Origin of the sequence: Thioalkalivibrio sp. ALE11 (assembly GCF_000381205.1) — a bacterium.
Lineage (GTDB): Bacteria > Pseudomonadota > Gammaproteobacteria > Ectothiorhodospirales > Ectothiorhodospiraceae > Thioalkalivibrio.
In genome coordinates this window covers 187,533-201,618 of record NZ_KB906164.1, presented here as the reverse complement: position 1 = coordinate 201,618, position 14,086 = coordinate 187,533, and the positions used below count along the sequence as shown (strand labels likewise).

Sequence of the window (14,086 nt, the reverse complement as noted above, 5' to 3'; positions counted from 1 at the left end):
GTGCCTCAGTGGCGGTGCAGTTCGCGCACGCCCTTCTCGCTGCCGATCAGCATCACGTCGGCCGGGCGCCGCGCGAACAGCCCGTTGGTCACCACCCCGGCGATGTGATCGATCTCCGATTCCAGCTCCACCGGGTTCATGATGCGCAGGTTGTGGACGTCGAGGATGACGTTCCCGTTGTCGGTGACAAAACCTTCGCGCAGTTCCGGATTGCCGCCCAGGTTCGACAGCGCGCGGGCCACGTGGCTGCGGGCCATCGGGATGACCTCCACCGGCAGCGGGAAGTTGCCCAGATAGTTCGCGATCTTGGTGTCGTCGACCACGCAGACAAAGGTCTCGGAGGCGGCGGCCACGATCTTCTCGCGGGTCAACGCGCCGCCACCGCCCTTGGTCAGGTGCAGGTGGGTAGTGGCCTCGTCGGCGCCGTCGACGTAGATCGGCAGCGGGCCGGCCGAATTCAGGTCCAGGACCTCGATGCCATGTTTGCGCAGGCGCTCCGCGCTCGCCTCGCTGGAGGCGACAGCCCCGTCGATGCGGTTCTTCATGCCCGCGAGGGCATCGATGAAATAGTTGGCGGTCGACCCGGTGCCGACACCGACCACCCAGCCGTCCTCGATCTTCGACAGGGCCGCTTCGGCCACCGCCTTTTTCATTTCGTCCTGAGTCATCGCTTCGTCTCGCATGTTCTTGATATAACCTGCCGAGCATAACCATCCCGACGTTGACGGGACAAGCGCCGCGCAGCTCTCGCGCCGTCATTGCGAGTCATGCCATGCCCAGTCATCGCGAGTCGCGCAGCTCTCCCCCCTCGTCATCGCGAGTCGCGGAGCGACGTGGCGATCTCCATCCGAAGCCACCTGTTCCTGCGTGCAGGCCATTGCGGCCGATTGCCGCGTCGCCTTCGGCTCCTCGCAATGACGGGGGCACGAACGGCCTCGCGCGAGGGAGTCACAAGGTATGCGGCGCGCGTGCTATCGTGCGAAGTCATGAAAGACTATCGCTATCTGGAGAAGATCCTCACCTCCAGCGTGTACGATGTTGCGCGCGAGACACCGCTGGATGCCATGCCCACGCTGTCGAACCGGCTGGGCTGTGATATCCGCCTCAAACGCGAGGACCTGCAGCCGGTGTTCTCGTTCAAGCTGCGCGGCGCCTACAACAAGATCGCGCAGCTTTCGGAGGAGCAGCGCTCGAAGGGCGTGATCGCGGCCTCGGCGGGCAACCACGCCCAGGGCGTGGCGCTGGGAGCGACCCATCGCGGTATCCGTGCGGTCATCGTGATGCCGGTCACCACGCCGCAGATCAAGGTGGACGCGGTACGCCGCTTCGGCGGCGAGGCGGTGCTGTTCGGCGATTCCTTCGACGAGGCCGCAGCGCATGCCCGCGAGCTGGAGGCCGAGCACGGCTATACCTTCATCCACCCGTTCGACGATCCGGACGTCATCGCCGGGCAGGGTACGGTGGCCATGGAACTGCTGCGTCAGCACCCGGGACCGCTGGACGCGGTGTTCGTGTGTATCGGCGGTGGCGGACTGGTCTCGGGCATGGCGGCCTATATCAAGCGCCTGCGCCCGGAGATCCGGGTGATCGGGGTGGAGCCGGACGACGCCCCGTCGATGTACAAGGCGCTGCAGCAGAACCGGCGGGTCAGCCTGAAGCAGGTGGGGATCTTTGCCGACGGCGCCGCGGTGCGTCAGGTGGGCAAGGAGACCTTCCGCCTGACCCGCGAGCTGGTGGACGAGGTCCTGCTGGTGGATACCGATTCCATCTGCGCAGCGATCAAGGACATCTTCGACGACACCCGCGTGGTGGCCGAGCCGGCCGGGGCCCTGGCGGTGGCCGGCATGAAGCAGTACGCCCAGCGCGAGGGGCTGCGCGGCGCGCATCTGGCGGCGGTGCTCAGCGGCGCCAACATCAATTTCGACCGCCTGCGCCACGTGGCCGAGCGCGCCGAGATCGGCGAACACCGCGAGGCGCTGTTCGCGGTGACCATCCCCGAACGGCCCGGCAGCTTTCGCGAGTTCTGCGAAGCGGTCGGCAAGCGCGGCATTACCGAGTTCAACTACCGCTACGCCGACGACAGCACCGCGCATGTCTTCGCCGGGATCAAGCTGGAAGGCGGCGATCCCGAGCGCGCGGAGATCCTCGCGAACCTGCGCGAGCGCGGCTACGAGGTCCTCGACATGACCGAGAACGAGGTCGCCAAGCTGCATCTGCGGCACATGGTGGGCGGCCACGGTGGCGAGGTGCGCAACGAGCGGCTCTACCGCTTCGAGTTCCCGGAGCGTCCGGGGGCGTTGCTGAACTTCCTCAACCACATGGGGGAGACCTGGAACATCTCCCTGTTCCATTACCGCAACCATGGCTCCGCGCATGGTCGGGTGCTGGTCGGCATGCAGATCCCGAAGGAGGATCGCAAGCGCTTCCGGGAATTCCTCGAAGAGGTCGGCTATCCCTGGCACGAGGAGACCGGCAACCCGGCCTATTCGCTGTTCCTGCGCTGAAGGTCGCGTGCGGGGTCAGTCTTCCGGGGCGTCCAGTGCATCCGCCGGCGGGGTGCCCTCGGTTTCGATCCCCTCGCGCATGGCTTCCTCGGCCTCCTGGTTGAGGACGATCAGGGTGATGCGCCGGTTCACCGCAGCTTCGGGGTTGTTCCGGTCGAAGGGGACGGTGTCGGACAGCCCCACCACGCGCGCGATCTGTTCCGGCTCGGTGCCGCCGGCGATCAGCTCGCGCCGCGCGGCGTTGGCGCGGTCGGTGGACAGCTCCCAGTTGGTGTAGTCCTCGCGCTGCAGCGGGCGGGCATCGGTGTGGCCGGTGATCGAGATCCGGTTGGGGACCTCGTTGATCAGCCCCGCGAGCTCGCGCAGGATGCCGCTGGCATGGTCCAGCGGCCGCGCGCTGGCGGTGGCGAACATCGGACGATTCTCGGCGTCGATGATCTGGATACGCAGGCCTTCCGGTGTGATGTCCATCAGCAGCTGGTCCTTGAACGGCTCCAGGGCCTGACTGCGGTCGATGGCTTCTTCCAGCGCTTCCTGCAGCGATTCCAGGCGCTCGCGGTCGCGTTCCAGCAGGGTCTCGTCATCGGCATCGTCCGGTACGGGCTCCGGGGGCGCATCGAGACGGTCGGGCAGGCCCTCGAAGTCGATGATCGAGGGATCGGCGCCGGTGCCGTCACCGATGGCCTGCGACGGTGCCATGGCCTGGCCCTCGAAGGCTGACGGGTTCTGGAAGTACTCCGACAGCGCGGCGCGTTCGTCCGCCTCCAGCGCGGCCAGCAGCCACAGCAGCAGGAAGAAGGCCATCATCGCCAGGGCGAAGTCGGCGAAGGCGACCTTCCACGAACCGCCGTGGTGGCCGCCCTGGACCACCTTCTTCTTGACGATGATCGGCTGGGTCTTGTCCTCGACGCCCATGAGCGGTGTCCGGCCGGCCTCAGGCCGCCTTCACGTGTTCCTCGAGTTCGGTGAAGCCCGGGCGCACGTCGCTTTCCATGGTCTTGCGGCCGAATTCCACCGAGACCTGCGGGCTGTAGCCCTGCACGTTGGCGAGGATGCAGGCCTTGATGCACTGCATGTACTTGGTGTCCTCGTGCGAGCGGGCCTCCAGCGCGGAGGCCGTCGGGCCGACGAAACCGTAGGCCAGCAGGATCCCGAGGAAACTGCCGACCAGCGCGGCGGCGACGTTCATGCCGATGGTCTCGATGTCGCCGCCGATGGCACCCATGGTGTTGATGATGCCGAGGATCGCCGCGACGATGCCGAAGCCGGGCAGGGCGTCCGCCACCTTGTTCACCGCATGGCTGGGACGCTCCACCTCTTCGTGGTGGGTCTCCAGATCCACGTCCATCAGGGCGTCCAGCTCATGCGGGTTCATCGAGCCGGAGATGATCAGCCGGAGGTAGTCGGTGATGAATTCGACGGCATGGTGATTCTTCAGCACCCGCGGGTGGGCCTGGAAGATCTCGCTGTTTTCCGGATCATCGATGTCGACTTCGACCGCCATCAGGCCCTCCTTGCGGGCCTTGACGAACAGCTTGTACATCAGCGCCAGCAGGTCGAGGTAGTCGGCCTGCGCATATTTGCGTCCCTGCATCAGCTTGGGGATCGACTTGAAGACCGTAACCACCACGTGTGGCGGATTGGCGATCAGGAACGCGCCCAGCGCGGCGCCGCCGATGATGATGTATTCGTAGGGCTGCCAGATGATGAAGATGTCGCCACCGTGGGCCACGTAGCCCCCGAAGACGGCGCCCAGTACGACGAGAAAACCGAGGATGAACTTCACGCGAGCAGGTCCTGCGTTGCTATAGTCGGCCCGCCAACCTTAATCGAGAACCGCAGGCGAGGTACAGCAATGGCCCTGGATGAAACGGCGCCCTATGCCGGGCGGGCACGCAGCCTGGCAGAGACGGACTGGCCGGTACTGGGGTCCAGCGAGGCGGTTTTCGCCGACACCGACGCCCTGGTCAACCGCTCGCTGCGCGAGGTGGGGCTGTATGCCGAGCGCGATCCGGGGCTGGCACTGCGGCTGATCCTGCGGGCCAACGCCCCGCGTCCGGGCCTCAAGCAGGAGGTGCATTCGGTACCGGATGCGATCGCCATGCTGGGCCTGCGGGCGGTGCACGAGGAGATCGAACGCGCACCAAGGGTGGAAGACATCCTCCCGGACCCGCAGCCGTACCGGCGGCGAGCGGCCCAGGCGCGCCTGGCGGCACTGATCGTGGAGAAACTGGGACGGGTGCGCCACGACAGTGAACCGGGCGAGCTGGGGCTGGCCGCCCTGTTGAACGACCTCGGCATGCTGGCGCTGGAAATGACCGACGCGCCGGAACTGGCGGGGCTGCGCTCGATGCTGCAGCTGCGGGCGCTGCCCGACGAGGCCAGTTACGTGGCTCTGGGCTATGCCACCGACGATCTGTCGCGCGGAATGGCCGAGCACATGCACCTGCCGGAGCTGGTACGCGGTACCCTGCGCGCGGAGAACGCCGCTCACCCGCGGGCCATGGAGGTGATGGTGGCTTCGACGGTGGCCGGCCAGATCTTCCACGGCATGGACACCCTGCGCGAGGATCGCGATCTGCGCCTGCTGGCCGATTTGCTGGGCGAGCCCGACAAGGCGGCGGCGGATCGGCTCGGCCGTCTGATGGAGGGCTTCAACCGGGACGCCTGGCTGTATGCCATGGACGCCCTGGATCCCGCGGCGATCGCGCGTGTCTGGCGGGAGGACTGTTCGCCGGTGCCGCTGGGCCTGGCGCCGCGCGGCGACATCGCGGTCAGCGGCGAGCTCGCGCTGCAGCGCGAGCCACACCGGGGCGTGCGCCTGCGGCGCCTGTTGCGCGCCTGCCAGTTCGGCCTGGGGCTGAACAGGGTCGTGTTCGCGGAGCTGGCGCATGATGGTGACTGGCTGCATGCGGCCGATCTCGTCGGTACGCTGCACGAGCCGGAGTTCAGCCATTTCGGCATCGGCCGCCATGACCTGGGCGCCATGGGCGCGGTACTGGAGCAGACCGATCCGGTCTGGTGGTCGCGCGATCATCCTGACACCCCGTTGCCCGGGCCAGTGGCCGGGCTGACCGGCGGGGTAGACTGCCTGCTGGCGCCGGTGCGGGAGCACGGGCGCTGCATCGGGATGATCTACGCCGACCGGCGCTCGCCGGCGCTGGCGCTGGATTCCCGGACCTTCGACGGCTTCGCCCGGCTGCTGGCGGCGGCACGGCGCTGAAGCTCAAGCCGCCCGGGCGGCGGCCGTTACCCCGTAAAACGACACTCACGCGACGAGCAAAGGGCGCGCCGGCCGGCGCGCCCGCGGAGACCGAGCAGTATGCGCGAAAACCTTCCCGTCACGGGGACCGAATACACCCTCAACGAGGGCGAGGACCTGATCTCGTCCACCGACCTGAAGGGCCGGATCCGCAACGCCAATGACGCCTTCGTGAGCGTCAGTGGTTTCGACTGGGAAGAACTCCACGGCTCGGCGCACAATATCGTGCGCCACCCCGACATGCCCGAGGCGGCCTATGCCGACATGTGGGCCACGCTGCAGTCCGATCGCGCCTGGATGGGCATCGTGAAGAATCGCCGGAAGAACGGCGATCATTACTGGGTGGACGCCTTCGTCACCCCGGCCTACGAAAACGGGCAGAAGGTGGGCTACGAGTCGGTTCGTCGGGTGCCGTCGCGCGAGCACGTCGAGCGCGCGGAGAAGGTCTATGCCGCGATGAAGCGCGGGCGCCAGTTTCGCCGGCACCTCTGGGACAGCCTGCTGTTCCGGCTGCTGGGTGTCTGGGGCCTCGGCTTTGTGCTGGCGCTGGGAGTGCTGCTGGCGCCCTGGGGAGCACTGGCCCAGGGGCTGGGTCTGGCCCTGGTGTTCGCCCTGGGGGGCGCGTCCACGCTCGGGCTGATGCAGCCGTTGCAGCGTACCATGCGGGGGCTGCGGCGGATCTTCGACAACCCGGTGATGGAGACCATCTACTGCGGCCGGCGCGACGGTTCGGCGACGCTGGAGCTGTTCCAGCGCTTCCACGAGGCGCGGCTGTTCACCGTGCTCGACCGCATCGAGGAGCAGTCGGGGGCGGTAAGCGACGGCGCCCGGACCATGGCGGGTGCGGTGGAGCAGACCGCCAGCGGGGTCACCCGCCAGCAGGGCGAGATCGATCAGGTCGCCACGGCGATGAACCAGATGACCTCGACCATCCAGGAGATGGCGCAGAACTCGGCGCAGGCCGCGGACAGCGCCCATCACGCCGAGCAGGAGACCCGTTCCGGGGAGGAGGTGGTGAACGCCACCGTGGAAGCCATCAACCGCATGGCGGGCGAGGTCGAGACCACCGCGGAGAAGCTCAACCGGCTGGAGACCGATGCCGCGGAGATCGACAACATCCTCGGCGTGATCCGCGAGATCGCCGAGCAGACCAACCTGCTGGCCCTGAACGCGGCCATCGAGGCGGCGCGGGCCGGCGAACACGGGCGCGGCTTTGCGGTCGTGGCCGACGAGGTCCGCCGGCTGTCGCAGCGCACGGATGAGTCCACGGTGACCATTCGCCAGATGATCGAGACCCTGCAGAACGGCTCGCGGGAGGCGGTGAGTGCGATGCGCTCGAGCCAGGAACAGGCTGCCCACGGTGTGGAACAGGCGCAGTCGGCCGGTGAGTCGCTGGGGCGCATCCGCGAGGCGGTGGGGCGCATCACCGAGATGAACACCCAGATCGCCACGGCGGTGGAAGAGCAGAGCTCGGTCGCCGAGGAGATCAACCGCAACGTCACCTCCATCCACGATGTGGCCGGCGAGACCGGGACCGTGGCGGAACACGCGCGCGAGGCCAGCGCCGACATGGAACGCCTGGCCGGCGAGCTGAAATCCCTGATCCACCGTTTCGACACCCGCGTGTAGGTGGCCGGCCCACCGGCCGATTCGGCCCCGGTGGCTCGTCAGGCCCCGATCGGCCAGGGGGCTGGCCTCCTGCACGCGGGGTTCCCGCCCGGTGGCGGGCGGACGTATGCTGTGGGCTGCGACGCCGCCGAGCAGAGGAGCCCCGCCGGATGTCCATTGACTGGAAACACTACGATCCCGCCCCGTTTTTCGACGAGCTGATGGAAGGGCCGGGACAGCCGCGTGCAGCGGCCCGCGCGGTGGCCGATTACCTCGCCACGCTGGACGACGCCGAACTGCAGGGGCGCAAGCAGGCGGCGGACAACGCGATCCTCGAGATGGGGATCAGCTTCACGGTCTACAGCGAGGGCGAAAACATCGATCGCGCCTGGCCGTTCGACATCATCCCGCGGGTGATTCCGCGGCGCGAATGGGAGCAGGTCGCGGCCGGGCTGGAGCAGCGGATGACCGCGCTCAACCTGCTGATTGACGATATCTACAACGAGCAGCGCATCTTTCGCGACGGCGTGATCCCGCGTTACGTGCTGGAGCAGTCACGCAATTTCCGCGAGCAGTGCGTCGGGATCCACCCCCCGCACGGGGTGTGGGCGCATGTCTGCGGCAGCGATCTGGTGCGCGCCGGGGACGGGCAGTTCCATGTACTTGAGGACAACCTGCGGGTGCCCTCGGGGGTCTCCTACATGCTGGAGAACCGGCAGGTCACCAAACGGGTGTTCCCGGAACTGTTCCAGGACAGCTCCATCCTGCCGGTGGACGAATACCCCGCGCAGCTGTTCGACATGCTGGCCTCGATCTCGCCGCGGCCGCAGGACTATCCCGAGATCGCGGTGCTGACACCCGGCATCTACAACTCGGCCTATTTCGAGCACTCCTTCCTCGCGCAGCGCATGGGCGCCGAACTGGTGGAGGGGGCCGACCTGATGGTGGGCGACGACGACTGCGTGTACATGCGCACCATCGACGGCCCCGAGCGGGTCGACGTGATCTACCGCCGCATCGACGATGCCTTCCTCGACCCCGAAGTATTCAATCCCGATTCCATGCTGGGGGTGCCGGGGCTGATGCGCGCATGGCGCAAGGGCAATGTGGGGCTGGCCAATGCCCCCGGGGCCGGCGTCGCCGACGACAAGGTGATGTATGCCTTCATCCCCGAGGTGATCCGCTATTACCTCGATCAGGATCCCATCATCCCGAACGTGCCGACCTGGCTGTGTTCCGACGACGAGCACCGCCAGTACGTGCTGGACCATCTGGACGAGCTGGTGGTGAAGCCGGCCAACGAATCGGGCGGCTACGGCATGCTGGTGGGGCCGCATGCGAGCAAGAAACAGCGCAGCGAGTTCGCGAAGCTGATCCGCCGGGATCCGCGCAACTACATCGCGCAGCCGACGCTGGATCTGTCGGTCGCACCCACGCTGTGCGGGGCGGAAATCGAGCCGCGCCACCTGGACCTGCGGCCGTTCATCCTGCAGGGCGTGCGCACCGACGTGACCGCCGGGGGGCTGACCCGCGTGGCGATGCGCAAGGGCTCGCTGGTGGTCAACTCCTCGCAGGGCGGGGGCAGCAAGGATACCTGGATCGTGGACGAGGAGGACTGAGATGCTCTCGCGGGTGGCAGAACGGGTGTACTGGATGGCGCGCTATGTGGAACGGGCCGAGAACACCGCGCGCATGGTCATGGCCTTCAACCTGCTGGCGCTGGACATGCCGAAGGCGGTGCAGCTGTCGTGGAAGGGCCTGGTGTCGGTCACTGGTCACGACGCCGAGTTCGAGGCGCATTACCAGCGCGAGGACGAGCGCAATTGCGTGAAATTCCTGCTGGCGGATGCCGACAACCCCGGCTCGGTGCTGTCGTCGCTGCGCTCGGCCCGCGAGAACGTGCGGACCACGCGTGATCTGGTGCCCTCCGAGGCCTGGGAGGTGATGAACGAGCTGTACCTGTTCGCCCGCGATCACATCGATCAGGGGATCACCAAGCGCGGGCGCTTCGAATTCCTGTCGCAGGTGATCCAGCGCTGCCAGATGCTGACCGGTCTGCTGGCCGGCAGCATGAGCCACGATGCGGCCTACGATTTCATCCGCCTGGGGCGCAATCTGGAGCGCGCCGACATGACCACCCGCCAGGTGGACGTCGGGGCACTGCGGCTGCTCAAACGCCACGACGAGCCGGCCGAGCCCTACGAAGGGCTGCTGTGGACCTCGATCCTGCGTTCGGAGGGCGGCTTCCAGATGTATCGTCTGCACGTGAAGCGCCGTATCAACGGCCCGGACGTGGTGCGCTTTCTGCTGCAGGACACGGCCTTCCCGCGGGCGGTGGCGCACGCCCTGACCGAGGTGCAGTCGGCGCTGGAGCGCCTGCCGCGCAACGAGATGCCGCTGCGGCTGGTGAGTCAGGCCCGGCGGCATGCCCTGAACGCCGATATCGACGCGCTGATCGCCGAAGGCGAGCTGCATGGCTTCCTGGAGGTCCTGCAGCGCGACGTGGCCGAGCTGCACCGCGCCAACGAGCGGACCTGGTTCCTGTTCCCGGAACACGCGCCCGCGCCGGACGCGGCCTGAGCCGGCCCGGGCTGTGTCGCGGCCCGGGCGTCAGGACTTCTTCTTCGCCCGGCGACTCACGCGAGTGCCGCGGTCCTTGCGCCCGTGGCGGTGTTCCCAGTCGAAGCGGGGCAGATCGGTGAAGGCCTTCTTCACGTTTTCGTCCCAGGCATGCGTCAGCGAGCGCAGGTATTCGTCCTCCGCCTCCAGGCAGAGGTAGTGATCCATCTCCTGGGTGTCGCGCTCGTACACCAGCACCTCGATCGGGGGCCCCACGGTCAGATTGGAGCGCACCGTGGAGTCGATGGAGACCAGGGCGCAGCGCGCCGCGTCGCCCAGCGAGGTGTCCGCCTCGATGATGCGGTCGAGGATCGGCTTGCCGTACTTGCTTTCGCCGATCTGCAGGAAGCGGGTGTGCTGCGAGGTGGTGATGTAGTTGCCCTGCGGATAGACCAGAAAGATCGCCGGGGGCTCGCCGGCGATCTGGCCGCCGATGATCAGGGTGGCATCGGCCTTCATCCCCGACTTCGACAGCGCCTCGGAATGCTTCTCCTGTTCCTCGCGGTTGATGCGTCCGAGGTATTCCGCCGCCTCCGACATGTGGGCGACGGTCGCGAGGTTCGGTTCGGCGGCGCCTTCCTGGCCGGCTTCCTCCATTTCGCGCTGCAGGCGACTGACCACCGCCTGGGTGGTGGCGAGGTTGCCGGCGGCGAGGACCACGAACAGGCGCTGTCCCTGGACCTCGAAGGTATGCATCTTGGAGTAGGTGCTGACCTGATCGACGCCGGCATTGGTGCGCGAGTCGGAGGCGAACACCAGACCGTCGTCCAGATCGATGGCGACACAGTAGGTCATCGGGCGGGCAATCCGGGCAGGGCGGAGTCCCGGGATACTAGGCGCCGCCAGCGGGTGCGTCAACGCGGGCCGGTCCGCCACCCGGGTGCGCGGACCGGCGGCCGGCCTCTCAGTTCTGCAGGATGCCGTTGGGTGCGTGGGAGCGCATCCAGTCGCGGACCATGTGGCCGTATTCGTGGTCATCCTTGCGGATATGGTTCATCAGCCAGTCGCGCAGGGTCTCGCCCAGTTCGCTGGCCACGTCCTGACCGTCGGCGAAATCCTGCTGATACTGGCGGATCCGCTGGCTGAATGCCTCGTGCGAGCGACGGTGCCGGTCCAGGTCGGGGTATTCCACGATCTCCAGCATCTCTTCCTCGAAGGCGAAGTGGGTCAGGGTGTAATCCACCACCTGGTCGAGCACCTCGTGGACCTCCTCGCGCGACGCGCGGCCCTCGACGGCTTCGCACAGGCGGTTGATGTATTCGACGATGCGCTTGTGCTGGTTGTCGATGACCGGGATCCCGGTATCCAGATCGTCCGACCAGTGAACGTACGGCATGGCTCCATCTCCTGGTGATGTTATCGGTATGCGGTGCCCGCCGCGCGGCGGCCCTCCTCCGCCACACGGGAGCGGCGGGGCGTTCAGCGGCCGAAGAGCTTGCTGAACAGTCCCCGGTTGTGGGCCGTGTCGGCCCCGGTGTGCTGGCGCACGAGCTCGGCGTAATCGGCGTCGTCGTGCTTGATGTGATTGACCAGCCAGGTCTTGAGTACGGTATGCAGTTCGCGGGCGATGTCCTCGCCGTTCTCGAACTGTTCCTTGAAGGTTTCCACCCGCCGGATGAACAGGCCGTGCACCCGCTGGTGGGCGCGCAGGAACGGGTAGCCGGCTTCCTCCATCATTTCTTCCTCGAAGGTGAAGTGCGACTGGGTGTAGTCGATCAACTGGTTGATGACATCGCCCACCTCGTCGCGATCGCTGTTCTCGATCGCGTGATGGAGCTCGTTGATGTAGTCAACGATGCGCTTGTGCTGGTTGTCGATGACCTCGATCCCGGTGTCGAGATCGCTGGTCCATTCCATGTGTGCCATTCGCTGCTCCGGGCCACGGATGTGGGACTGAGAATGTCGTCACGCGAGGATACGGTATGTCGACGCCTTTGACAGTGATTCGGCTCATAATCATCGGCGGTCGGGTTGTGCGCGGCCATGCCGGATCCGTGTACCCTCGGGCCTTTATGCAGGCCGCCCGCGGGAGAGGACATGACGCTGTTCTGGGTAACGCTGGTTCCGTTCGCACTGCTGTTCGTGCTCCTGGTGTTCCTGCGCCGGCCGGCGTACGAGGCGGCGCCGCTGGCGTGGCTGGCCACGCTGCTGATCGGGCTGTTCGTCTGGCAGCTGCCGGGCACGGTGGTGGCGACCAGTCTGGCCAATGCCGGGGTCGTGTTCCTGGAGGTGATGCTGATCATCACCGTGGCCCTGCTGATGCTGAACGTGCTGATCCGGACGGGGCACCTCGACACCATCCAGTGCGCGATCGCGCGGGTCTCGGACGACCGCCGGGTCCTGGCGATGCTGCTGGGCTGGGGCCTGGTCGGCTTTGTCGAGGGGATCGCCGGTTTCGGGACCCCGGCGGTGCTGGCCGCGCCGCTGCTGGTGTATTTCGGCCTGCCTCCGCTGAAGGCGGTGGCCATCGCGCTGATCGGCAATTCCACCGCGGTGCCGTTCGGGGCCGCGGGGACCCCGGTGGTGATCGGCTTTTCCGGGCTGGGGCTGAGCGAGGACACCATCGGCCAGGCGGTGTTCCAGACCGCGGCGATCCACGGGACCCTGGGGGTGTTCATCACGGTGTTCATTGCCTGGGTCGCGACCCTCGGCGAGGAGAAGGGCCGTTTTCGCGAGTTCATCCCGTTCGCGGTGTTCTCGGGTCTGGCCTTCGGGCTGCCGTATTTCCTGGTGGCCTGGCTGGTGGGGCCGGAACTGCCGGCGATCATCGGCGGGGTGAGTGCGATGGCCCTGATCGCCTGGGCGGCGCACCGCGGCTGGCTGCTGCCGGTGCGCGGGGGTCGCGAGGCGGCCGAGCCGGTGGATAAGCGCGGGGTGCTGCGTGGCCTGGTTCCGTTTTTCGTGATGGCCGTGGCCCTGATCCTGTCGCGTACGGTGGGGCCCCTGCGCGAATGGCTGGCGGGAGTGGAGATCGGGTTTGCCGGGCTCCCGGGCGTCAGCCCGGATCAGACCCTGCAGCCACTGTTCACCCCGTATTTCTATTTCCTGCTGGCCCTGATCACCGCAATGTTCCTGTTCCGCGTGGATCGCGCGACCCTGGGCGGGGCGGCCGTGGCGACCTGGCAGCGGGTACGCATCGCCGCAATCGTTCTGGTATTCATCATCAGCCTGACCCAGCTGCTGCTGATCTCCGCGGACAACGGTGCCGGGCTGCCGTCCATGCCGCAGGTTCTGGGGCAGGGGCTGGCGGAACTGCTGGGCGGGGGTTTCGTGCTGTTCAGTGCCTTCGTCGGTGCCCTGGGCTCGTTCATGACCGGCAGTGCCACGGTCTCCAACCTCCTGTTCACCGGGCTGCAGGTGGATACCGCGGAGGCCCTCGCGCTGGCGCTCCCGTCGATCCTGGCCCTGCAGCTGATCGGCGCCGGCGTGGGCAACATGATTTCCCTGCAGAACATCGCCATGGCCGCCGGGGCGGCGGGGCTGGAGGCGCGCGAGGGTCAGGTGATCCGCGAGACGATCATCCCCGTGCTGGTGGTGTGTACCAGCGCCGGGCTGCTGATGCTGGTCTGGTGAGCCGCCCCCGGGACGGGGGCGGCGGGACACGCGGACCGGCTCAGTACAGGAAGTCCGGGAGGTGTTTGCGCAGGTCGGCGGGCTTTTCCACCTTGGTGACGTTCTTGGCCACCTCCGCGGTCACGGTCTGCGCCACCTGCCGGTCCAAGAGTTCGCGCAGGGCGCCCAGGAAGGAGGGCGCGGCCACGATCACCAGATGCTGAAAACTGCCCGCGTGGTGAGCCTCGCGCAGGCGCTCGGCGAGCTGACGGGCGAAACGGTCGCGCTCCTGGGCTCCGGGATCGGTAGTGTCCTGCATCGCATGGCGGCCATCTCCGCTCGCGCTGCTCCAGCTGCGGCCGGGCCGGTCGGAGACCAGGTCCTGGTTGTGGGCCCGGGATTCGCTGTGACTGAGGGCCTCGACATCCTGCATGTTGCTGCAGGCGCGGCCTTCACAACCGAGGATGCGCGCGCGCGCGGCATCGGCAACCACGATCCAGACGTTGTTCATGCATTTCCTCCCGTAGATTGACGTGGCGGG

General features: G+C 67.3%; 13 protein-coding genes. 6 read left to right on the top strand and 7 right to left on the bottom strand.

Annotated elements, in window-relative coordinates; genetic code table 11:
• Positions 1 to 5: 5 nt before the first annotated feature.
• Entirely contained in the window at positions 6 to 668 is a 663-nt protein-coding gene (gene rpiA / locus F620_RS0100975; protein ID WP_019569142.1) for a ribose-5-phosphate isomerase RpiA, read from the bottom strand.
• 318 nt (positions 669 to 986) lie between these two features.
• On the opposite strand from rpiA, the gene ilvA reads away from it, so the two are divergent.
• Positions 987 to 2,504 (top strand): threonine ammonia-lyase, biosynthetic, encoded by a 1,518-nt coding sequence (gene ilvA / locus F620_RS0100970; RefSeq protein ID WP_019569141.1) that lies wholly within the window; start codon positions 987 to 989, stop codon positions 2,502 to 2,504.
• A 15-nt stretch (positions 2,505 to 2,519) separates the two neighbouring features.
• On the opposite strand, the gene motB is transcribed toward ilvA, so the two are convergent.
• Together motB and motA are read right to left on the bottom strand one after the other, a co-directional pair.
• Positions 2,520 to 3,419, bottom strand: a complete 900-nt coding sequence (gene motB, locus F620_RS0100965; protein WP_019569140.1) for a flagellar motor protein MotB — start codon at positions 3,417 to 3,419, stop codon at positions 2,520 to 2,522.
• Positions 3,420 to 3,438: 19 nt separating this feature from the next.
• Positions 3,439 to 4,290, bottom strand: coding sequence for a flagellar motor stator protein MotA (gene motA, locus F620_RS0100960; protein ID WP_019021261.1), 852 nt, complete (start codon positions 4,288 to 4,290; stop codon positions 3,439 to 3,441).
• Between the two features lie 69 nt (positions 4,291 to 4,359).
• Between motA and F620_RS0100955 the strand changes: the two genes are divergently transcribed.
• The 4 genes from F620_RS0100955 (at position 4,360) to F620_RS0100940 (ending at position 9,954) form a co-directional block, all read left to right on the top strand.
• Positions 4,360 to 5,727: an HDOD domain-containing protein gene (locus tag F620_RS0100955; RefSeq protein WP_019569139.1), complete on the top strand. Its 1,368-nt coding sequence runs from the start codon at positions 4,360 to 4,362 to the stop codon at positions 5,725 to 5,727.
• Between the two features lie 99 nt (positions 5,728 to 5,826).
• Entirely contained in the window at positions 5,827 to 7,395 is a 1,569-nt protein-coding gene (locus F620_RS0100950; RefSeq protein ID WP_019569138.1) for a PAS domain-containing methyl-accepting chemotaxis protein, read from the top strand.
• Positions 7,396 to 7,544: 149 nt separating this feature from the next.
• Entirely contained in the window at positions 7,545 to 8,993 is a 1,449-nt protein-coding gene (locus F620_RS0100945) for a circularly permuted type 2 ATP-grasp protein (RefSeq protein ID WP_019569137.1), read from the top strand.
• A 1-nt stretch (position 8,994) separates the two neighbouring features.
• The gene (locus F620_RS0100940; RefSeq protein WP_019569136.1) at positions 8,995 to 9,954 is read left to right on the top strand and encodes an alpha-E domain-containing protein; all 960 of its coding nucleotides are present in this window, start codon (positions 8,995 to 8,997) and stop codon (positions 9,952 to 9,954) included.
• Positions 9,955 to 9,984: 30 nt separating this feature from the next.
• Here F620_RS0100940 and F620_RS0100935 read toward each other — a convergent pair whose 3' ends face one another.
• The 3 genes from F620_RS0100935 to F620_RS0100925 form a co-directional block, all read right to left on the bottom strand.
• Complete coding sequence (locus F620_RS0100935; RefSeq protein ID WP_018870047.1) at positions 9,985 to 10,788, bottom strand: proteasome-type protease; 804 nt, start codon at positions 10,786 to 10,788, stop codon at positions 9,985 to 9,987.
• 109 nt (positions 10,789 to 10,897) lie between these two features.
• Positions 10,898 to 11,329 (bottom strand): bacteriohemerythrin, encoded by a 432-nt coding sequence (locus F620_RS0100930; protein WP_019569135.1) that lies wholly within the window; start codon positions 11,327 to 11,329, stop codon positions 10,898 to 10,900.
• Positions 11,330 to 11,412: 83 nt separating this feature from the next.
• Entirely contained in the window at positions 11,413 to 11,859 is a 447-nt protein-coding gene (locus F620_RS0100925) for a bacteriohemerythrin (protein ID WP_018870045.1), read from the bottom strand.
• 171 nt (positions 11,860 to 12,030) lie between these two features.
• Here F620_RS0100925 and F620_RS0100920 point away from each other — a divergent pair, with 171 nt between their 5' ends.
• Complete coding sequence (locus F620_RS0100920) at positions 12,031 to 13,566, top strand: L-lactate permease (RefSeq protein ID WP_019569134.1); 1,536 nt, start codon at positions 12,031 to 12,033, stop codon at positions 13,564 to 13,566.
• 40 nt (positions 13,567 to 13,606) lie between these two features.
• Here F620_RS0100920 and F620_RS0100915 read toward each other — a convergent pair whose 3' ends face one another.
• Positions 13,607 to 14,056, bottom strand: a complete 450-nt coding sequence (locus F620_RS0100915) for a host attachment protein (RefSeq protein ID WP_019569133.1) — start codon at positions 14,054 to 14,056, stop codon at positions 13,607 to 13,609.
• Positions 14,057 to 14,086: the final 30 nt, after the last annotated feature.